Source organism: Campylobacter sp. 2457A, from assembly GCF_020135895.1.
GTDB lineage: Bacteria > Campylobacterota > Campylobacteria > Campylobacterales > Campylobacteraceae > Campylobacter_D > Campylobacter_D taeniopygiae.
In genome coordinates this window covers 68,805-88,881 of record NZ_JACHTO010000004.1, presented here as the reverse complement: position 1 = coordinate 88,881, position 20,077 = coordinate 68,805, and the positions used below count along the sequence as shown (strand labels likewise).

20 protein-coding genes and 1 pseudogene are annotated in these 20,077 nt (G+C 29.3%); 8 read left to right on the top strand and 13 right to left on the bottom strand.

Annotated features, from left to right (window positions below; translation table 11 throughout):
- The 4 genes and pseudogenes from H2280_RS02460 to H2280_RS02445 all read right to left on the bottom strand — a co-directional run.
- Positions 1-201 (bottom strand): annotated as a pseudogene (locus H2280_RS02460) (ankyrin repeat domain-containing protein); the annotation flags it as partial.
- 158 nt (positions 202-359) lie between these two features.
- Positions 360-1,700: a DNA repair protein RadA gene (radA, locus tag H2280_RS02455; RefSeq protein ID WP_337215570.1), complete on the bottom strand. Its 1,341-nt coding sequence runs from the start codon at positions 1,698-1,700 to the stop codon at positions 360-362.
- Positions 1,701-2,567 carry a signal recognition particle-docking protein FtsY gene (gene ftsY, locus H2280_RS02450; protein ID WP_137623999.1) on the bottom strand — a complete coding sequence of 289 codons (867 nt, stop codon included), beginning with the start codon at positions 2,565-2,567 and terminating at the stop codon, positions 1,701-1,703. It lies immediately after the preceding gene.
- Positions 2,567-3,118 (bottom strand): TlpA family protein disulfide reductase, encoded by a 552-nt coding sequence (locus tag H2280_RS02445; RefSeq protein WP_137623998.1) that lies wholly within the window; start codon positions 3,116-3,118, stop codon positions 2,567-2,569. The genes ftsY and H2280_RS02445 overlap by 1 nt, the downstream gene beginning before the upstream one ends.
- Before the next feature lie 82 nt (positions 3,119-3,200).
- Here H2280_RS02445 and H2280_RS02440 point away from each other — a divergent pair, with 82 nt between their 5' ends.
- From H2280_RS02440 to H2280_RS02425, 4 genes are read left to right on the top strand one after another with little or no spacing between them, the layout of a single operon-like run.
- Entirely contained in the window at positions 3,201-3,815 is a 615-nt protein-coding gene (locus tag H2280_RS02440) for a 5-formyltetrahydrofolate cyclo-ligase (protein WP_337215569.1), read from the top strand.
- Complete coding sequence (gene rny / locus H2280_RS02435) at positions 3,748-5,301, top strand: ribonuclease Y (protein WP_337215568.1); 1,554 nt, start codon at positions 3,748-3,750, stop codon at positions 5,299-5,301. The genes H2280_RS02440 and rny overlap by 68 nt, the downstream gene beginning before the upstream one ends.
- A 9-nt stretch (positions 5,302-5,310) precedes the next feature.
- Positions 5,311-5,868 carry a DedA family protein gene (locus H2280_RS02430; protein ID WP_337215567.1) on the top strand — a complete coding sequence of 186 codons (558 nt, stop codon included), beginning with the start codon at positions 5,311-5,313 and terminating at the stop codon, positions 5,866-5,868.
- Positions 5,865-7,127 (top strand): ComEC/Rec2 family competence protein, encoded by a 1,263-nt coding sequence (locus H2280_RS02425; RefSeq protein ID WP_442862337.1) that lies wholly within the window; start codon positions 5,865-5,867, stop codon positions 7,125-7,127. Before H2280_RS02430 ends, H2280_RS02425 begins: the two co-directional genes overlap by 4 nt.
- Here H2280_RS02425 and H2280_RS02420 read toward each other — a convergent pair.
- Genes H2280_RS02420 through H2280_RS02410 form a run of 3 tightly spaced genes read right to left on the bottom strand, consistent with a single transcriptional unit; the run spans position 7,071 to position 10,003 of the window.
- Positions 7,071-7,877: a YihY/virulence factor BrkB family protein gene (locus H2280_RS02420; RefSeq protein ID WP_337215565.1), complete on the bottom strand. Its 807-nt coding sequence runs from the start codon at positions 7,875-7,877 to the stop codon at positions 7,071-7,073. The genes H2280_RS02425 and H2280_RS02420 overlap by 57 nt on opposite strands.
- A 12-nt stretch (positions 7,878-7,889) precedes the next feature.
- Complete coding sequence (locus H2280_RS02415) at positions 7,890-9,272, bottom strand: FAD-linked oxidase C-terminal domain-containing protein (protein WP_337215564.1); 1,383 nt, start codon at positions 9,270-9,272, stop codon at positions 7,890-7,892.
- On the bottom strand, positions 9,272-10,003 hold the full coding sequence (locus H2280_RS02410) for a plasminogen-binding N-terminal domain-containing protein (RefSeq protein ID WP_337215563.1): 732 nt from the start codon (positions 10,001-10,003) through the stop codon (positions 9,272-9,274). Before H2280_RS02410 ends, H2280_RS02415 begins: the two co-directional genes overlap by 1 nt.
- A 121-nt stretch (positions 10,004-10,124) precedes the next feature.
- Between H2280_RS02410 and H2280_RS02405 the strand changes: the two genes are divergently transcribed.
- Complete coding sequence (locus tag H2280_RS02405; protein ID WP_137623991.1) at positions 10,125-11,285, top strand: M23 family metallopeptidase; 1,161 nt, start codon at positions 10,125-10,127, stop codon at positions 11,283-11,285.
- Here the strand turns inward: H2280_RS02405 and H2280_RS02400 are convergent.
- The 4 genes from H2280_RS02400 to H2280_RS02385 are packed head-to-tail and all read right to left on the bottom strand — an operon-like array spanning position 11,282 to position 15,289.
- Complete coding sequence (locus H2280_RS02400) at positions 11,282-11,485, bottom strand: hypothetical protein (RefSeq protein ID WP_137623990.1); 204 nt, start codon at positions 11,483-11,485, stop codon at positions 11,282-11,284. The two genes, H2280_RS02405 and H2280_RS02400, sit on opposite strands and share 4 nt — an antisense overlap.
- Positions 11,486-11,489: 4 nt before the next feature.
- Positions 11,490-12,170 carry a polyphenol oxidase family protein gene (locus H2280_RS02395; RefSeq protein WP_337215562.1) on the bottom strand — a complete coding sequence of 227 codons (681 nt, stop codon included), beginning with the start codon at positions 12,168-12,170 and terminating at the stop codon, positions 11,490-11,492.
- On the bottom strand, positions 12,134-12,742 hold the full coding sequence (gene ribE, locus H2280_RS02390) for a riboflavin synthase (RefSeq protein ID WP_337215561.1): 609 nt from the start codon (positions 12,740-12,742) through the stop codon (positions 12,134-12,136). The genes H2280_RS02395 and ribE overlap by 37 nt, the downstream gene beginning before the upstream one ends.
- Before the next feature lie 9 nt (positions 12,743-12,751).
- Entirely contained in the window at positions 12,752-15,289 is a 2,538-nt protein-coding gene (locus H2280_RS02385) for a hypothetical protein (protein WP_337215560.1), read from the bottom strand.
- A gap of 165 nt (positions 15,290-15,454) precedes the next feature.
- Here H2280_RS02385 and groES point away from each other — a divergent pair, with 165 nt between their 5' ends.
- Positions 15,455-15,715: a co-chaperone GroES gene (gene groES / locus H2280_RS02380; RefSeq protein WP_137623986.1), complete on the top strand. Its 261-nt coding sequence runs from the start codon at positions 15,455-15,457 to the stop codon at positions 15,713-15,715.
- A gap of 19 nt (positions 15,716-15,734) precedes the next feature.
- On the top strand, positions 15,735-17,372 hold the full coding sequence (gene groL, locus H2280_RS02375) for a chaperonin GroEL (RefSeq protein WP_137623985.1): 1,638 nt from the start codon (positions 15,735-15,737) through the stop codon (positions 17,370-17,372).
- Between the two features lie 43 nt (positions 17,373-17,415).
- On the opposite strand, the gene dccS is transcribed toward groL, so the two are convergent.
- Together dccS and dccR are read right to left on the bottom strand one after the other, a co-directional pair.
- Complete coding sequence (gene dccS / locus H2280_RS02370) at positions 17,416-18,606, bottom strand: two-component system sensor histidine kinase DccS (protein WP_137623984.1); 1,191 nt, start codon at positions 18,604-18,606, stop codon at positions 17,416-17,418.
- Entirely contained in the window at positions 18,599-19,264 is a 666-nt protein-coding gene (gene dccR, locus H2280_RS02365; protein ID WP_337215559.1) for a two-component system response regulator DccR, read from the bottom strand. The genes dccS and dccR overlap by 8 nt, the downstream gene beginning before the upstream one ends.
- A gap of 143 nt (positions 19,265-19,407) precedes the next feature.
- On the opposite strand from dccR, the gene H2280_RS02360 reads away from it, so the two are divergent.
- Positions 19,408-20,004 carry a bacteriohemerythrin gene (locus tag H2280_RS02360; protein WP_337215558.1) on the top strand — a complete coding sequence of 199 codons (597 nt, stop codon included), beginning with the start codon at positions 19,408-19,410 and terminating at the stop codon, positions 20,002-20,004.
- Positions 20,005-20,077: the final 73 nt, after the last annotated feature.

Here is a 20,077-nt window from a genome sequence, read left to right as displayed (position 1 = left end):
TCTTTGGTATGGAGATAAATCATAAACATCTTTACCTTTTGGATTTTCTATAATATACATTGTATTTAAATCTGTTTTTTTAACATATTCTTGCCATTCTTGATAATATTTATCTTTGACACTACATTCTTCATAAAAAAACCATTTAAGCATGGGATTTGCTTGAACTTCTTCATAAGAGATGAATTTTTCTTTAGTCATTTGTTTTCCTTTTTTTGTATATTTCATATTTATCATTGTATATTAATTTTATAATATTTCATTTTGATTCTTTATAAAATACTTTAATCACACTATTTTATTTTAATTATAGTTTTTTTAGAGAATGATAAAACATTAAAAATTGATAATATTTTATTTCACATCCATTCTAATACTTGACTAAGTTCCTTAGCCACAAAACATTTTAAACCCACATCTTCAATAGGTTTTGAAGGAATAATAGCATTTTTAAATTTTTGCATTTTTGCTTCTTTTAAACGAGTATCAAGGCTAAATACTTCTCTAATTTCACCATTTAAACTAAGCTCTCCGATAAAAACGCTATCTTTACTTAAAGGACGATTTTTAAAACTCGAAATTATAGCCGCAACCACAGCCAAATCAGCTGCAGTTTCACTTACCCTAACGCCACCGCTGATATTTACAAACACATCATAATGCCCTAATGGAATTTCAAGCTTTCTTTCAAGTAAAGCCAAAAGCATATCGAGACGATTTTTTTCATAGCCTGTAGCACTGCGTTTTGGATAAGCACTTTCACAAACTAGAGCTTGCACTTCCAAAACTAAGGCACGAGATCCTTCCATCACTACACCTAATGCACTTCCTGAAATAGCTCTTCCGCGAGTAAAAAAACGATTTGCGAGATCTTTTGCACTCACTAAACCCTTAGAAGTCATTTCAAAAATTCCCACTTCGCTTGTCCCACCAAAACGATTTTTAAAGCCTCTTAAAAGCCTGATTTCTTTTGTTGCATCGCCTTCAAAATAAAGCACCACATCCACCATATGTTCTAAAACTCTAGGACCTGCTATAGATCCCTCTTTGGTAATATGCCCTATAATAAAAGTACTTATATTAAAAGCCTTGCTCACTCTCATAAGTTCAAAAGTGATCTCACGCACCTGAGTAATGCTTCCTGCTGCGGAAGAAATTTTATTAGAATATAAAGTTTGTATGGAATCAATGATTAAAATTTCATAATCTTTTTTATGTAATTCTTCTAAGATATTTTCAAGGCATAATTCAGTCAATAAAAATAAATTTGAAGCATTTGCCTCAAGTCTATCTGCCCTTAGTTTAATCTGTGCTTTGCTTTCTTCACCACTTACATAAAGAACTTTTTTACCTTTTTTGGCTAAATTTGAAGCAATTTTTAACAAAAGTGTTGATTTGCCAACACCAGGACTTCCACCAATAAGAATCAAAGATCCCTCAACTAATCCTCCGCCTAAAACTAAATCAAGCTCATCATCTCCTGTACTTGATCTTGAAAAATATTCAAGCTCTACATCTTCAATACATACAGCTTCACTAGCTTTTGAACTTGCTTTAGCAATTTCTTTTAAGACTTGAATTTGTTCAGTTTTTAACTCTACAAAGCTATCCCAAGCTCCGCATTCTGGACATTTTCCCAACCATTTACTTTGTTGATTTCCACAAGCTTGGCATTCAAAAAGAATTTTATTTTTGGCCATTTACTCAAAAACGCCCTCTAATAAAATATCTAAAAAATTATCCGGATTAAATTCGATCAAATCTTCCATTTTTTCGCCCACTCCTATATATAAAATAGGAAGTTCAAGCTCTCTTGCTATACCCAAAAGTGCTCCACCTTTAGCTGTGCCATCTAGTTTGGTAATGATAACTCCATCAAGTTTAACAATTTCATTAAAAGCTTTAGCTTGTAAAATTCCCGCATTTCCTTGAGTACCATCAAGAACTAAAATTTTTCTATGAGGAGCCCCTTCTAAAGCTTTGTTTGAAATTCTTACAATTTTTTCAAGCTCATTAGCTAAATTTTTTTGATTTTGCAAACGACCTGCCGTATCTATAATAACTTGATCAAAATTTTTAGCCTTGGCTTTACTGATCGTATCAAATGCAACCGCTGAAGGATCGTGTCCTTGGCTAGTAAGCACGATATCCACTCCAATTTTTTCAGACCAAAGGCGTAATTGTTCGATCGCACCCGCTCTAAAAGTATCACAAGCACCTAGTATCACTTTTTGTTGTCTATTTTTATAAAGATAAGCAAGTTTAGCAATAGTTGTTGTTTTTCCTGCCCCATTAACCCCTAAAATCAATTCCACAAAAGGCTTAGAATTTACAATTTCAGGTTTATCATAAAGAAAATAAGAACTCATCACTCGTTTTAAATCTTCTTTTTTAACCTCATTGCTAGGCGGTAAATAATAAATAATTTCTTCAACGATTTCATAACTTACATCAGATTCTAATAAAATTTCCTCAAGTAAATCTTTAGTTATTTTTTTATTATCACCCTTAATACCAATAATTCCTTCAAGGGTTTTTGAAAGTCCTTTTTTTATAAAATCAAACATTAAAATACAGCCTTTTGAATATCAATTTCCAACATTTCTTGAGGAATAAGACCTAAATATTCATTGATTAATTTAGAATATTTATCATATAAAAACATGGTAGGAATGCCATTAACACCGCCTAATGATTTTGCTAAAAGATAATTATTTTCTCCATTAGCTATTTCATATACAATCTTATTTTTATCTTTAAATGCCTTGATATCTTCATCGCTTTTATCTTCGAGTAAAACACCTACTATATTGATTTGATCTTTGTATTTATTTTGAAGATTATTCAAATAAGGAATTTCTGCGACACAAGGGGTGCACCATGTAGTAAAAAACACAAATAAAGTTGCCTTATCAGTATCAAAAGTGATTTTTTCATTGCTTTTTTGAACCGAAATCGAATTTCCATCAATCAAATGAATATCGAAATTCACATCTTCACCTTGTTCCAAATTTGCTTCTATATTTACACTTGTATTTTCATCCTTATCTTTTTGTTTATCGTTGCTACAGCCTACAAAAAAACAAATCATCAAAGTCAATAAAAATATTTTTTTCATAATCTTTTATTTCCTTATTCTCATTTAAAAAATGGTAAAATTATAACACAACTAAGATAATAAGTTTTTAAAAAGGCATATGATGCAAAAAATCCATTTTAGAGCTTTGCAAAAAACTAAATTAAAACACCATCCAAATTTATATTTTAAACAAGATTTTCAAATATTTCAAGAATGCTTTCATATCATTAAAAAATTAAAGGCAAAAAGAATTCTTATTTTTATTCCTTTAGCTTATGAGCCAAATTTGGTTAAATTTCGTCATTTGCTTAGCAAAAAATGCATACTTTTTGTTCCATTTATGCAAGATAAAAGTTTAAAAATTGTAAAATTAAGGCTACCTTTTGTTAAAAAAAGGTTTGGAATATTAGAGCCTATGAATTCTTTTTTAGAAGCTAAAATTGATCTAGCTATTGTCCCTGTTATTGGGATAGATAAAAATTTAAAAAGAATAGGACATGGGCAAGGTTTTTATGATAGATTTTTCTCAAATTTACATTATAAGCCTAATATAATTTTTACTCAAAGTATCCATGCTTTGAGTGAGAAAGAAATCACTCAAGAACATGATATTATGGGTGAATTTTATATCAATCCTTATAGAAAATATTATAGGAAAGAAAGAAAAAATGATAGAGTCGATAATCGCATTTGTATCCGCTATAATAGGCATCGCAATCGGATACCTAATTGTTAAAAAAATTAACGATGCTAAATATGAAATTTTTGTTGAGCAAGCTAAAGCAAGAGCAAGAGCTATAGAGCACGAAGCTGAACTTACTCTTAAAGATGCTAAAAATTCTATACTCAATGCAGAACTTGAAGCAAAGAAAAAATATGAAGATAAAATTCATAAAATTCAAAGAGACTATAATCAAAAATTTGATGAGTTATCCAAAAAAGAACAAAAACTTCAAATTCAAGAAGAAAAAATAAAAGAAAATGAAGAAAAACTCACGCATACTAAAAGACAAATTCAAGATTTGCACCTAGATGCTGAAAAAGTAAAAACTCAATATGAGTCAAAACTTCATGATTTGCTTAATATTTTAGAATGTTCTGCAGGACTAACTCAAGATGAAGCACGTGAAATTATCCTTAAAAAAGTTGAAGAAACTTCACGTAGCCAAATCGCACACGTAGTAAGAAAATATGAAGAAGAAGCCAAAAATGAAGCCAAAAGAAGAGCTAATTATATCCTAGCTCAAGCGACTTCGCGTTTTGCAGGAGAATTTGCCGCTGAAAGACTTATCAATGTGATCAATATCAAAAGTGATGAGTTAAAAGGACGCATCATAGGCAAAGAAGGACGTAATGTAAAAACTTTAGAAATGGTTTTAGGGGTTGATATTATTATCGATGATACACCTGGAGCCATCATAGTAAGCTGCTTTAATCTTTATCGTCGTGCTATTGCTACAAAGGTGATAGAATTGCTTGTTCAAGATGGAAGAATTCAACCTGCACGTATAGAAGAAGTTCATGATAAAGTGTGTCAAGAATTTGACAATGCTATTTTAGAAGAAGGTCAAACCATCGTTATGGATTTGGGATTGAGTAAAGTTCATCCAGAGATTGTTAAATTGATTGGAAAACTTAAATATCGTGCAAGTTATGGACAAAATGCTTTGGCACATTCTTTAGAAGTCGCTCATTTAGCAGGAATTATTGCGGCTGAATGCGGGGGTGATGAAAATTTAGCTAGAAGGGCTGGAATTTTACACGATATTGGAAAAGCTTTAACGCATGATTATGAAGGCTCACACGTTGATTTAGGTGGAGAGCTTTGTAAGCGTTATCAAGAACACCCTGTGGTGATCAATGCGATTTATGCCCATCACGGACATGAAGAAGCAACAAGCATCGAAGCAGCTGCTGTGTGTGCGGCTGATACCTTAAGCGCAGCAAGACCTGGTGCAAGACGAGAAGTCTTAGAAGCCTTCTTAAAAAGAGTCACAGAACTAGAAGATATCGCTAAAAGTAAAGATGGGATTAAAAATGCTTATGCTATCAATGCAGGTAGAGAAATTCGCGTCATTGCTAATGCAAGATTGATCAATGATGATGAAAGTGCTTTACTGGCTAAAGAAATTGCCAATGAAATTCAAGAAAAAATGCAATATCCTGGAGAAATTAAAGTTAATGTCATACGGGAATTAAGATCTATAGAATACGCCAAATAAGGACTTATAATGCAAGATATGGTTGATACCTTGATCCAATATGGCTATATAGTCCTGTTTTTTTATTCTTTAGGTGGCGGTATGGTTGGAATTTTAGCCGCTGGAATACTTTGCTCTCAAGGAAAAATGGAAATTAGCCTATGTATTTTTCTAGCTTTTTTAGGAAATACCTTAGGTTCTACTTTATTATTTATACTTGGAAAATATTACAAAAAAGACATCATGCCCTATTTTAAAAACCATCGACGCAAACTTGCACTAGCAACAATAAAAATCAAACAATACGGCACGATTTTACTTATCGTGCAAAAATTTATTTATGGATTAAAAACTTTCATACCTATAGCGGCTGGAATAGCAAAATATAATTTTACAAAATTTGCATTCATTAACGCTTTTGCAAGTTTGATTTGGTCAATCATCTTAGGTTTAGCAGCATATATTTTTGGTCATATTATAGAAGAAATCTTTACTCAATTAGGAAAATATCCTTATATTGCTCCTCTTTTTTTATTAGCATTAGCTGGAATTATTTGGTTTTATTTGGCTAAATTTTCTAAAAAATAATGCTTTGGCGAAATTCTTTTTTTAATCATTTTAAAGAATTTCGCTATATATTTTTGTTTGGAATCATTATTTTTGCTTTCAACATAGCTTTACAATATTACAATTTTTCATTGTTTAAAAAAAATAAACACTATCTCATAGAAAACGCTATTCTTTTGCAAAATTATACAAAATACAACAAAAAGAATAAAAAATATTGGATTTTAAAAATACAAACAAAAGATTTTACTTTTTACACGACAAGTTTTAAAGATCTAAATTTAAGCAATAATCAACTTTTAAATTTAAAAATCATTGCTGAAAATGTCACTTTTAAAGATTATCTTAGTCAAATTTTTTATGTGCCTAGTTATGATCTTGAAAAGCTAAAAATAAAAGAACAAAATGCTATTATTTCTTATTTTTTAAATCAACATACAAATGAAAAAATTCGCGAATTTTATGGGGCTTTATTTTTTGCATTGCCTATATCTAAAGATTTAAGAAATGATGTTAATTATTATGGAATTGCTCATTTAATCGCCATTAGCGGATATCATATCGGTCTTATTTTTAGTTTGATATTTTTTATCCTAACTCCAATTTATAGCTTTTTTCAAAAAAAATATTTTCCTTATAGAAATCTGCGTTTTGATTTAAGTATTTTAATTTTTATTTTGCTTTTTTCTTATACCTATATTATAGGCTTTGTTCCTTCCTATGTGCGTTCTTTAACTATGGCTATTTTTGGATTTTATCTTATTTGTAAAAATATCAAAGTGCTTAATTTTTTCACACTTTTTGCCAGTGTTTTTATTTGTATTTGTTGCTATCCTAAGCTTTTATTTAGCGTGGGATTTTTATTTTCCATCATGGGAGTTTTTTATATTTTTTTATATTTACATCATTTTTCAAAATCTTTTAACGCTTTTTTCAATGTACTTTTTTTAAATATATGGACTTTTTTTGCTATGACTTTACCCGTTATTTATTTCTTTCCATTGATTAGTTATCAACAAATTTTATCCATATTTTTAAGCGCTATCTTTGTAATATTTTATCCCTTAAGTTTGATTTTACATTTTATTGGAATTGGAGATCTATTTGATTTTGCATTGAAAGAATTTTTTGATTTTAAATTTTATGCAAGCAATGTTCAAATTCCGTTTTGGATTTTTATCAGTTATCTTGGAGCTTCACTTTTGTCGATTCGTTTTAAATTATTAGCTCTTTTTTGTATTTTTTCTAACCTTCTTCCCTTCATTATCATTGTGATTTAGAAAAAAATAAACCTTAAGTCCAAAAAGGTAAATTATCCAGGAAATATAAATCCAAATAAAGAAAAAAAGTATAGTAGAAAAAGATCCATAAACACTTGCATAGGTTTTATTATAAACTACATAATAAACAAATAAATTCTTTCCGATATACCAAATAGCACTTGCACTAAAGGACACAAGAAATAAACTTTTCAAAGAACTTTTATGCACAGAACTTGAATAAGATATAAAAAACAAACCCCAAACAATCACAAAGGGTAGAATTTCAAAAAAATTAAATCCTATTTTATAATCATCCAAAGTTTGCTGAATAAAACCAGAAATATAAAAACTAAGCCCGAGTCCCAAAGGAACGAGAGTCAATAAAGTCCAATAAGAACTAATGCTTTGCCAAATTCCTTTAGGTTCGCTTTTAGTGATACGATTGATAACAAAATCATAACCAGAAAAAAACGCTAAGGAAGTAAAAGTCATCGCTATAAGACCCACTATGCCTAGATTAACACTATTTTTTAAAAAAGTATCTAAATAAGTAGCCACTATATCTTGTTGAGCAGGAATTAAAAAAGCAAAAATAACACGCTTAGCTTTTTCATAATATATTTTAAAACTTGAAATTTGAGTAAAAACAGAAAAACATATAAATAAAATCGGAATTAAAGACAATATAGTATAAAAACTAAGCGCAGCAGCATAATTTAAAATTTCTTTATCGCGAATACTCAATAAAATATTAAAAATTCTTTTCAAATTTTCATTCCTTTAAAGTCCCATTTTAAAAGGGTTAAGTATATTATTTGGATCAAAGGCTTTTTTTATATTTCTCATCAAATTCATTTCAGCATTAGAAAATGCCAAATTCATAAAAGACGCCTTTGAAATTCCTATACCATGCTCCCCACTTAAAGTCCCACCGAGTTTGATCGTGAGTTTAAAAAGCTCTTCTACAGCCAAATATCCTTTTTTAACCTGCTCTTGATCGTTTTTATCTTCAACCATAATATTAGTATGCACATTGCCATCACCTGCGTGACCGAAACAAGGAATTTTAAAACCATATTTTTTTGAAATTTCAGCAATGCCTTCTAACAAATCAGGAAGTTTTGATCGCGGAACGGTGATATCTTCATTTAGTTTTAATTTTCCATACATAGCAATACTTTGAGAGCAATTTTTTCTAGCAAACCATATATCTTTAGCCTCTTTTTCATCTCTAGCGATCTTAAATTCACTTGCATTTTCTTCTAAAAAATAATGCTTTATTATTTTCAAATCCTCATCGATAGACGCCTCAATATTGCCATCCACCTCAACAACCAAAATCGCTCCAGCTTTTATAGGCAATCCTATATTAAATTTAGTCTCCACTGCACAAATGCTAAGATTATCTAAAAATTCCATTGAAGCGGGAGTAACTCCACTTGCTAGAGTTTTAAAAACGGCATTCATAGCACTTTTTACATTTGGAAAAATTCCCATGGCTGTTTTTTTAAATTTAGGCAAAGCGGCCAATTTTAATGTCAGCTCACTAAACACCGCTAAAGAACCCTCACTAGCGATTAAGATTCCTGCTAAATTATAACCTGCAACGTCTTTTACAGTCCGTTTGCCTGCAGAAATTATCTCCCCATTAGGCAAAACCGCTCTTAAAGCTAAAACATAATCTTTTGTAATTCCATATTTTGTTGCACGCATTCCACCGGCATTTTCACTGACATTGCCACCTAAACTTGAATGCTCCATACTAGCAGGATCAGGCGGATAAAAAAGTCCGTATTTAGCAATTTCTTTTTGTAAATGCATATTTATAACGCCTGGTTGAACAACGGCAACTAAATTATCCAAATCGATTTCTAAAATTTTATTCATATGCTTTTCAAAGGCTAAAATTAAACCACCATTAACAGCCAAAGAACCCCCACTCATACCGGTTCCAGCACCGCGTGGGACTACGATGATATCTCTATTATTGCAAAATTTTAAAATATCGGAAATATCTTCTTCATTTCTTGGAAAAAGCACACCATCGGGTAGATAATGATTTTTAGTTGCATCATAACTATAAGCAATTTTGTGCATTTGATCAAAATAGGCATTTTCTTTGCCTAAAAGCTTGATAAAATATTGCTTAAACTCTTCTTTCATTAATCCGCTAAAACCTTAGAAAAATCAATCAAAGCATTATAATAACGGTAATAATCACTCATCTCTTGCGCATTAAAATCAAAAAAATTAGTCCTATATCCACTCACGCGAGAATAAAAAGGAATTTGCACACTAGATGCTTTTTCAATAGGAAATTCATAAAGTTCATTGAAATTTTGACAATCAATTATTTTAGCTTTATCTTCTAAGGCAAAAATTAAAATACCCACCGCATTATCCGCACAAAATTTTCTAAAATCACTACGCTTTGGCGCAACGGTAGAACTTCTAATCAATTGTGCTCCAAAGATATCTATATGGGTAAAATAAATTTGAGGAAAATCTGACACCAAATCATTATAAGTTTTTTCATCTGGAGCAACAATCACCCCTCTATCATAAAGAAAATTTAAAACCACCTCATCGCCACTTTTAGGTAAAACATTTGGTAATGGTAAAGCTTCTTGTTTCAAATCTGAAAAAACACTAAATTCTAATTTTGCAAGACCATTTTCTTTAGCGATCACACTTGCTCTAGCAATAATGCTTTTAGAATTTTTAAATTGCTGTAATACAACGCCACTAGAATTGATTTGAATTTCTGGACTATCTTTAATATAGCCATAGATATCATTCACTTTTAAAAGCTCGGTTTTAAAAGGTTTTAAGTCGAAATTTGCGGCAAATAAAGTGAGATTTAATGTTAGAAAAAGTGCTATAAATCTAAGCAAACTTTACTCCTTATAAAAATAATTTTGTATTATTATATTCCTTTTTTGTTAAGCAATTGTAAGAAAAATAAAGTAAAATATAGATTTTAAATTTTCAAATCTATAAAAATCAAGGTTTTTTATGAGAAAAATTTTACTTTTATTTATATTTGTTATTCAAAGTTTTGCCGCCTTAAGCGTTGAAGAATTAACTTGGGATAATGGAGATACTTTACTTAAATTTTTACAACGAAATTCTATTCCGATGTCGCTTTATTATGGACTTGATAAAGAAGATCAAGAGCTTGCTTCTGATATACTTTATAAAACAAGATATCAAATTTTAAAAGACGATAATAACAATATAGAGCAAGTTTTAATCCCGATAAGTGATGATTTGCAAATTCATATTTATAAAAATGAAAATAATCAATATGTACTAACCTTTACTCCAATTATTTATCAAATTGACAATAGAATTTTACATCTAACCATTAAAAATTCAGCCTATCAAGATGTTTATGAAGAAAGTGGAAGTAGCACTTTAGCTCGTGCAATGGTTCGAGCTTTTAAAGGGATCAATTTTAGAAATATCCAAAAAGGAGATGAAATAACGCTTTATTATGAGCAAAAAAGACGTATGGGAAAACTATGGGGGGATATTACAATTAAAATGGCCACGGTGGAAATTAATAAAAATATCCAAGAAGTTTTCTCCTACAATGATACTTTTTATGATCGACAAGGTAGAGAATTAGATAATTTTTTACTGACAAAACCTGTTAATTATATAAGAATTTCTTCTCCTTTTAGTACTGCAAGATATCATCCTATACTTAAACGTTACCGCGCACATCTTGGTATAGATTATGCTGCACCTACTGGCACACCTGTTAAAAGCGCTGGCAAGGGAACGATTATTTTTGTTGGAACAAAAGGAGGATATGGAAACGTTGTGCAGGTAAAGCATGAAGGAGGATATACAACTTTATATGCACATTTAAGTCGTTTTGCTAAAATAAAAACAGGTCAAAGAGTCAATCAAGGACAAATCATTGCCTATGTAGGATCAACAGGAATGAGTACAGGCCCTCATTTACATTTTGGAGTATATCTTAATAACAAAGCCATTAATCCAGCATCAGTTGTAAAAATTGCCAAGTCTGAATTAAAAGGAAAACAAAAAGAGGAATTTGAAAACACTATAGCCCAATATGAAAAAACTGTTCAAGAGGCTTTAAACAATCATCAACCAAATCCTCCAAAAGAAGAAGATTTTGAAAATTATATAGAATTAAATTAATTGCTAAGCAAAGCCTTGTCTTTAGCTTCTATTAAAGAATTTAAAAGAGCGATCAGCTCTTCTTTTTCTTTAGACTCTATTTCATTAAAAACTGAATTAACAAGCTGATGAACTAAAATTTCATTACATAGATCCAAATCACCAAATTCTCTAGCCTTTTGAATGATCTTTAAAACCCTTAAATCTTTTTTTTCATACATTAAATCAATCCTTTAAATAAATCACACTCACAAAACGTTTTTGTGTTTTATTTCTACGATAAGAAAAAAAATCTTTGTTTTCAAAGCTACAAATTTCAGAGTCTAAAATATGATTTATATTTAAATTTTTAGCTTGAAATTTGACTAAAGATTTCAAATCTAACCGATTATCTAATAAAAAATCTTTTAAATTTTGCTTTGCAAAATTTAAAATATCTCCACTAATTTCATAATTTTTCCAACAAATACTTGGCATAATAAAAAGATGAAATTTAGTTTTATCTAAATTTGGATTTTCTAAAATAATCTTATCTACACATTTTTTTAAAATATTTTCAAAACTTCCTTTTCTACCAGAATGTAAAGCCGCTATAATGCCATCTTCATGATACAATAACAAAGGTAAGCAATCAGCACTTAAAACACAAAGTGCGGTATTTATTTTCTTAGTGATTAAACCATCGCAGGTTAGATCTTTTAAATTTGTATCATAATTTTGTACCAAATCAGAATGAATTTGATCCATAAAAACACATTCTAAAATACCCTCAAAACCCAGATGGGAAAATAAATTTTGCTTAAAAGAGTTAGCTCTAAAAATATTATAATCTTGATCATAAGCACAAAAAACACTTACTTTTTCATTGTCTAATAAAGATAAGAAATTTTGTCTATTTCTTTCCATGATATTTCCTTAGTGTCTTTTAGTTGTGCGTGTATATATCTAGCAAGTAAATCAGTTTCGATATTGATTTTTCTACCTACTTTATATCCTTTAAAAAGAGTTTCTCTAAAAGTAATAGGAATAATAGTCAATCTGATCTGATTTTCAAAAACCTCATTCACAGTCAAACTCACCCCATCAATCCCTATACTACCCTTAGAGGCAACAAATTTCATCGCATCCTTAGGTAAGGAAATAAAAAAATCCACCCCATTTTCATCTTGATGAATTTTTTCTAGTGTTCCTATAAAATCAATATGTCCTTGCATTAAATGTCCATCGATTCTATCTCCAAACCTTAAAGCCGGCTCTATATGGACATTTTCTTTTAAATTTTGCACCGCTATATGCAAACGACTTTCATGAGAAAGCTCAACCTCAAAACCATCATGATGAATTTTTGTTACACTTAAACAAGCCCCATTAACGGCTATACTATCTCCTAAATTCGGTTTATAATGCGCTTTTAATCTTAAAATATTATTCTGATAAGATACAACCTGTGCAATTTCTCTTATAAGACCGTTAAACATTAAATTTCCTTAAAATATCTTGTTTATTATCTTATTAATTGCTTTATCCACTTTTTTATTTTTATCCGTAGCATCATTGTTTTTTACACCAAATATATTTTTTACAGAATCAACAACACTGCTTGCATCTAATTTTATTTTAGGATTATCAGTCGTTCCTGTAATATTTCCTTTAAAATCAACTTTATCGATTTTAGCATTAAAAGGAAGATTTAAAGAACCACTTTTTGAATTAAGCTCTCCTGAATTTATAAGAATACTAGCATTATCAGCTTGCATATTTAAATTCAGCTTTATATTTTCTTTATTGATTAATGCTTTTGCGTTTGCCGTATGAAAAACTTTTTGAGTAAAATCTTTAAAAGTTAAAACTTTTAACGCCGTAGTAATTGCATTTTGCTTAAGCTTTCCTTCTTTGATATCTAAATTGACCTCACCTTTTTCATTTGATATATCATAATTTGCTTTTACATTAGCCTTGCCTTGATAAACATCCATAACACCTATTCCTTGGGCTAAAGTATCCAAATCTACATTGTTTAAATCAGCATTAATAATATTATCTTTTAAAATTGCGTTTAAAGCTCCGTTGAATAAATTTTTACTCATGATATTAAAATTTAAAGTTTTATCATAGCTAACATCACCATTAAAACTCGCAGAACCTTTAAGTTTTCTATCTAGCAAAAATCCTAATTTAGAAAAATCATTAACGTCTAAAACAAAATTGGATTTTAAATTCATTTTATTGATATCAAAACTGCCTTTGAAATGTGTAAGATTGGCTAAGGTAGAATTTAAAGCATTGTCAAATTGAGCGATATTATTTTTTAAAACTATATTTGAATTTAGATCATAATTTACATTATTTGGAAATTTTTTATTTAAAATTTTACTTAAAATTACAGAATTTAAAATACCCTTGACTTTTAAATTCAAATTACCATTTAAATTTTTAAAATCAACATTATCCAAATGTGCTTTTGCATTAATATCTCCACTTGCATAATTTGGCATGCCTACAATCACCAAAAGCTTTGAAAGATCAAGTTTATTAATATCTAAATCCAATTTTTCACCATTAGAATTTGCTTTTATAATTCCATTAGCAATATTTGCATCCGCGCTTAAATTTTTTATCTTAGATCCTATAAGATGAGCTTTTGCGTTTAACTCTGCATTACCTTGTAGTTTTTGTCCTGCAATAGCACTAAATTGGGATAAATCATCGATAAAAGAATTTAAATCTGTATTGAGTTCTTTATTTTTTAGATTATAAGTTCCAGATAATTTTTTGATATTTAATAAATTAGAAGCCAAAATTGCATTGTAAGCAATATTGCTATTTTTACCAACCGCTTTTGCATTAAAACTAAAACTTGTATTTGGAAGTTCTATATGGGCGATTTTTTTAAGCTCCTCGGTGTTTATTTTTGCATTATTGACTTTTGCTTCAGCGTTAAAATTTGCAAAATCAAGCCCTATGCTGCTTAAATTAGCATTCAAACTACCATCAATCAAGCTGCCATACCCAGCAATGGCTAAAATTTTTCCTAAATCTGCATTATCAATTTGAGCGAGTAATTGATTGTTTTTAAAACCGGCCTTAATTTCACCGCCCAATCCTATAACATTGGCATTCAAAGTTTGTAAGGAATTGTTCGCCAAACTTAAGTCTCCTATGGTTTGTAAATTACCATTTAATTTTGTTTTTGTCAGTTTTTCAAGTTTAGCCAGACTAGGAATTTTTAAATCAAAATCAGTAAAAAGAGTATTATTAGATAAATTATATAAAGTTTTTTGAGTTTGCAAATTTAAATAATCATTATAAACCTTACTTATAGCATAAATTTTATCGTCTTTTATATTTGCCAAAATTTGAGCTTTTAAATTTGAATTTTCAGGCAAGTCTAATCCGAATTCTTTTTTAATCATGGCATAGTTTATATAACTATTATCAAGTTTTATTATAATATTCCCATCAGGTTTTAAATCTTTTGCACTGATTTTACTTGCTATATCTAAAGTTCCTTTTGCTAAATTTGCTCGACCAAAAAGCCCTAACAATTCTGAAATTTGCATATCTTGAGCACTTAAATTTAAAGCAATAGGAGAATAATCATAAATGCGTGCATTTAATAAAACATCAGATCCAAACAAATAACCCTTACCATTAGCAGTAAAATCACTTGCTTTTCCTTGAATTTTCCCTCCAAAAGCTAAATTTTCTTTTAAATTTAAACCTAAATTTTGAGCATAATTTTTATTTAATTTAACGATATAATCAAGATCAAAACCTAATTTAAAAAGATTTAATTTTCCATACAAATCAAGATTAACCATATTGGCCAAACTAAGCTGAAGATCAACACTAGAAAAACGAAGTTTAAAACGCGTAATATTTACATCAAGTCCAGAACTTTCTTTGATCTTATTTTGAGCTATATTGGCAACGATACCATTACCAAAGCCTGTAAATAATATCACATAAGAAGCTATTATAAGCACCGCAATTAAAGCAAATATTGTATAGAAAATTTTTTTCATTTTTTTATCCTTATAAGTTAATTTATAAAAAAACTTTAGTCAATTTAACTAAAGTTATATAAATATTTTTACTAAAAGTATTGACAAAATTCATTTTTTATAGTATGATTTTATCACTCTAAATTAAAGAGTGCTAGAAATCAATATTATATAAGGATGGACAAAATGAATTTTCAACCTTTAGGAAAACGTGTTTTAATCAAACGCGTAGAAGAAACTAAAACAACATCTTCAGGTATAATTATACCAGATAATGCTAAAGAAAAACCACTAATGGGAGAGGTAATTGCAGTAAGTAAAGAAATAAGTGATATATCAAGTGGTGATAAAATTATGTTTTCCAAATACGGCGGAACTGAAATTAAACTTGACAATGATGAGTATCTAGTACTAAATATAGATGATATTTTAGGAATTTTAAAATAATTTAAAAAAAGGATTAACGATGGCAAAAGAAATTATTTTTTCAGATGAAGCAAGAAATAAACTTTATGAGGGCGTTAAAAAATTAAATGACGCTGTAAAAGTAACTATGGGGCCAAGAGGTCGCAATGTTTTAATCCAAAAAAGCTTTGGTGCTCCAACAATCACAAAAGACGGTGTTAGTGTTGCTAAAGAAGTTGAATTAAAAGATTCTTTAGAAAATATGGGTGCTTCTTTAGTAAGAGAAGTTGCGAGCAAAACAGCTGATCAAGCAGGTGATGGAACAACAACGGCAACTGTTTTAGCTCATGCTATTTTCAAAGAAGGCTTAAGAAATATCACAGCAGGAGCTAATCCTATCGAAGTTAAACGCGGTATGGATAAAGCTTGTGAAGCTATCGTAGCTGAACTTAAAAAACTTTCTCGTGAAGTTAAAGATAAAAAAGAAATAGCTCAAGTTGCTACTATTTCAGCAAATTCTGATGAAAAAATCGGAAATTTAATCGCTGATGCTATGGAAAAAGTAGGCAAAGACGGCGTAATAACTGTTGAAGAAGCTAAGTCAATTAATGATGAATTAAATGTTGTTGAAGGTATGCAATTTGATAGAGGATATTTAAGCCCTTATTTTATCACAAATGCAGATAAAATGTTGGTAGAACTTTCAAATCCTTACATTTTACTTTATGATAAAAAAATATCAAGCTTAAAAGATTTATTGCCAATTTTAGAGCAAATTCAAAAAACAGGTAAACCTCTTTTAATCGTCGCTGAAGATATTGAAGGTGAAGCACTTGCAACTTTAGTTGTTAATAAATTAAGAGGTGTTTTAAATATTTCAGCTGTAAAAGCACCTGGTTTTGGCGATAGAAGAAAAGCTATGCTTGAAGATATTGCTATTTTAACAGGCGGAGAAGTGATTTCTGAAGAGCTTGGAAGAACTTTAGAAAGTGCAACTTTAGAAGATCTAGGACAAGCTTCAAGCGTGATCATCGATAAAGATAATACAACTATCGTAAATGGTGTAGGTGAAAAAGCAAATATTGATGCAAGAATCAATCAAATCAAAGCTCAAATCGCTGAAACAACAAGTGATTATGATAAAGAAAAATTACAAGAAAGACTTGCAAAATTAAGCGGTGGCGTAGCTTTAATCAAAGTTGGAGCTGCAACTGAAACTGAAATGAAAGAGAAAAAAGACCGCGTTGATGATGCTTTAAGCGCAACAAAAGCTGCTGTTGAAGAAGGTATAGTAATTGGTGGTGGCGCTGCACTTATTAAAGCAAAATCAAAAATCAAACTAGATCTTAAAGGCGATGAAGCTATCGGAGCTGCAATAGTAGAAAGAGCTTTAAGAGCACCTTTAAGACAAATTGCTGAAAATGCTGGTTTTGATGCAGGCGTTGTTGTTAATACTGTAGAAAATACAAAAGACGAAAATACAGGTTTTGATGCTGCTAAAGGCGAATATGTAGATATGTTTGCTTCTGGTATTATCGATCCTGTTAAAGTAGAAAGAGTTGCCTTACTTAATGCAGTATCTGTAGCAAGTATGCTTTTAACGACTGAAGCAACCATCAGCGAAATTAAAGAAGACAAACCTGCTATGCCTGATATGAGTGGCATGGGTGGAATGGGAGGCATGGGTGGAATGATGTAATTTCTACCTAAGCTAAAATCAAGTCAGCTTTCTGGCTTGATTTTCACCAACTTAATTTAAAAACACTTCCTTCATTCTCTATAGATTCACAAACAATCTTTATATTATTATCATGGCAAATCTTTTTTACTAACGATAAGCCTATACCAAAACCTCCTTGATCTTTGTTAAATCTTGCGTAGCGATCGAAAATAAATTTCAAATTCTCTTTTGAAATGCCACAACCCGTATCAGCGATACTTAAAAAATTATCTTTTAGTTTTATAAAAATAGTTCCATTTTTTTTATTGTATTTAATGGCATTGCTTAAAAGATTATCCAAAAGTTTTGAAATTTGATTTTTAGTAGCAAAAATCATAACTTCATTATCCAATTTAAGATCTAAATTGATCTTTTTTTGCTCAAAAAATAATTTAAAATATTCTATCCTTTCTTCAAGTAAATTTTTGAGATTAAATTCTTCTTTTTCACTTTCTAAAGTATTAGGAAAATTATAAAAAACCAAATCAGAATATACTTGAGATAAACTTTTTGCTGCAATTTTTATACGTTTAAATTTATTGTTATCTAAATTTTGCCGTTCGAGTTGCTCTATACTCATTAAAATAACACTTAAAGGCGTATTTAATTCGTGTGTAGAATCTTTGATAAATCGATTTAAAACAGTAATTTTATCCTCTAAAGGCCTTAAAGCAATTTTAACTAATATATAAGCAATGAGTCCTAAAACAAAAAAAGCTAAAAAAGAAAAACTAAAAACCTTAACTCTAATCCAAAAAAGTTCCTTGCTAACATCTTCTCCTTGAATTAAAACCTTTAAGCCATTTTCTTGGGTTAAATCCTCATTTCTTGAGTATTGCAAATAATACAAATCCGTACTCATAGGAAAAATAAAAAATACCTTTCCATCATAAATTCCCCTTCCTTTAAATTCAATTTTTGCTTTTCTAAAATCAAAATTTAGATTATTAAAAATCGTATGATTATTGTCAAAAATTGCAAAATTCAATCCTGAACTTTCTGCTATATTTTTAGCACTTGTAGCGATCGGGGTAAAGCGAGAATTGATAATATTAATCACGATATTTCTATGAATTTCTCTTAAAGAACCACTCCTTAAAATCACCAATTCTTCATACAATTTTTGATACCAAATGACAAAAAAGAAAGCTAAGAAAAAACCTGTTGTTGTAAGATAAATGAGTAAAATTTGCCTGATAACTTTTTTACTCATAACGATAACCTCGACCTCTTTGATTGATAATTTTTTCTTTGCCTAATAATTTTCTTAAATTTTTAATATAAGCTCTTAAACTAAGTTCGCTTGGCTCTTCATTGTAATCCCAAAGTTCTTCAAAAATCTTTTCTGCACTTAAAAAAATATTTTTATTTTTTAACAATAAAGATAAAAGTTTAATCTCTTTACTTGGCAAAGATAAGGGTTTATCAAAATGAAAAAGAATTTGAGATGTAAAATTAAATTTAAAACCATTGCCCAAATCTTCAAAATCTTCATTCTTATGAGAAAAAGATCTTTTCAACAAGGCTTTTATACGTATAGCAAGTTCGGCTAATTCAAAAGGCTTTTTTATATAATCATCACAACCTGAACTAAAGCCTTCTTTTAAATCATCTACTGTATCTAAGGAAGTCATAAAAATAGCGGGTGTTTCTTTTCCGCAACTGCGTAAATCTTTAAGCAAGGAAAAACCATCTCCTAATGGAACTTTAACATCTAAAATCCACAAATCAAAATACTTTTCATAGGCTAAATTTAAAGCTTCTTGGGCATCAGCACAAACACTAACTTCATATCCTTCATCGCTTAAAAATTCTTCTATAATTTCGCTTAAGCTTAAATCGTCTTCTAAAAGCAAAATTTTTGTTGCCATAATTTTAAATCTTTCCTAATAATTCTAAACTCTTTCATATATTAATTATAACAAAATGCTTATTAATTCTTTAAATAAATTTTTATTTAAATTTTTTTATAATGTTTATTACAAAAAAATAATTTTTTATTACTAGGATTAAAATGCTTCCAAAATGGATTAAGAAATATAGCGTCAATAATGCTAAAATTGATGACCAGCATAAAAAACTTTTTCAACTTGCAGCAAAAGTTGAGGCTATATCAGAAAAATCTGTAAGCAGAAATGATATAAAAGATCTTTTAACTGAATTTTTTAATTATATGAAAGATCATTTTAGCGATGAAGAAAAATATATGCAACTAATTGATTATCCGAATTTGGAAGAACATCGTAAAATACACAAAGTAATTATTCAAGATATGATAAAAGCAATTAAAAATATTAAATCAACTAACGATCTTAAGGAGAAACTTTACACAATCACCAAACAATGGCTTTTAGAGCATATATTATGTGAAGATATGAAAGTTAAACAATGGAGGAATTCTTTATTAGCTACAGATAATAATAAAGATGTTGATTTTAAAGCAGAAGATAAAGAAAACAAGCTTCCTCAGTTTTATCTTTATACTTGTAACTGCTTAGGTAAATTTCATGATGTTCCTTGTAATATTCATCAAGAAATAATATCACAAGGGCATAATTTTACTTGTAAAATTTGCAAACAATCTATAAAATTTTATAAAGAGTATTCTTAGTTTGTAAATTTAAAAATCTCAAAAACTAATTTTAAAATAAAAAATTTTAAAAAAATAATCTAAAATAATTGTT

Bases quoted from the DNA above. Each gene is read 5' to 3' on its own strand.
- H2280_RS02440 (WP_337215569.1), top strand. From the start codon at position 3,201: ATGCAAAAAATCCATTTTAGAGCTTTGCAAAAAACTAAATTAAAACAC.
- dccR (WP_337215559.1), bottom strand. From the start codon at position 19,264: ATGGCAACAAAAATTTTGCTTTTAGAAGACGATTTAAGCTTAAGCGAA.
- H2280_RS02430 (WP_337215567.1), top strand. From the start codon at position 5,311: ATGCAAGATATGGTTGATACCTTGATCCAATATGGCTATATAGTCCTG.
- H2280_RS02385 (WP_337215560.1), bottom strand. From the start codon at position 15,289: ATGAAAAAAATTTTCTATACAATATTTGCTTTAATTGCGGTGCTTATA.
- H2280_RS02395 (WP_337215562.1), bottom strand. From the start codon at position 12,170: ATGGAAAGAAATAGACAAAATTTCTTATCTTTATTAGACAATGAAAAA.
- H2280_RS02360 (WP_337215558.1), top strand. From the start codon at position 19,408: ATGCTTCCAAAATGGATTAAGAAATATAGCGTCAATAATGCTAAAATT.
- ftsY (WP_137623999.1), bottom strand. From the start codon at position 2,567: ATGTTTGATTTTATAAAAAAAGGACTTTCAAAAACCCTTGAAGGAATT.
- rny (WP_337215568.1), top strand. From the start codon at position 3,748: ATGATAGAGTCGATAATCGCATTTGTATCCGCTATAATAGGCATCGCA.
- H2280_RS02400 (WP_137623990.1), bottom strand. From the start codon at position 11,485: ATGTATGAAAAAAAAGATTTAAGGGTTTTAAAGATCATTCAAAAGGCT.
- H2280_RS02405 (WP_137623991.1), top strand. From the start codon at position 10,125: ATGAGAAAAATTTTACTTTTATTTATATTTGTTATTCAAAGTTTTGCC.
- H2280_RS02415 (WP_337215564.1), bottom strand. From the start codon at position 9,272: ATGAAAGAAGAGTTTAAGCAATATTTTATCAAGCTTTTAGGCAAAGAA.
- H2280_RS02445 (WP_137623998.1), bottom strand. From the start codon at position 3,118: ATGAAAAAAATATTTTTATTGACTTTGATGATTTGTTTTTTTGTAGGC.
- dccS (WP_137623984.1), bottom strand. From the start codon at position 18,606: ATGAGTAAAAAAGTTATCAGGCAAATTTTACTCATTTATCTTACAACA.
- ribE (WP_337215561.1), bottom strand. From the start codon at position 12,742: ATGTTTAACGGTCTTATAAGAGAAATTGCACAGGTTGTATCTTATCAG.
- groES (WP_137623986.1), top strand. From the start codon at position 15,455: ATGAATTTTCAACCTTTAGGAAAACGTGTTTTAATCAAACGCGTAGAA.
- groL (WP_137623985.1), top strand. From the start codon at position 15,735: ATGGCAAAAGAAATTATTTTTTCAGATGAAGCAAGAAATAAACTTTAT.
- radA (WP_337215570.1), bottom strand. From the start codon at position 1,700: ATGGCCAAAAATAAAATTCTTTTTGAATGCCAAGCTTGTGGAAATCAA.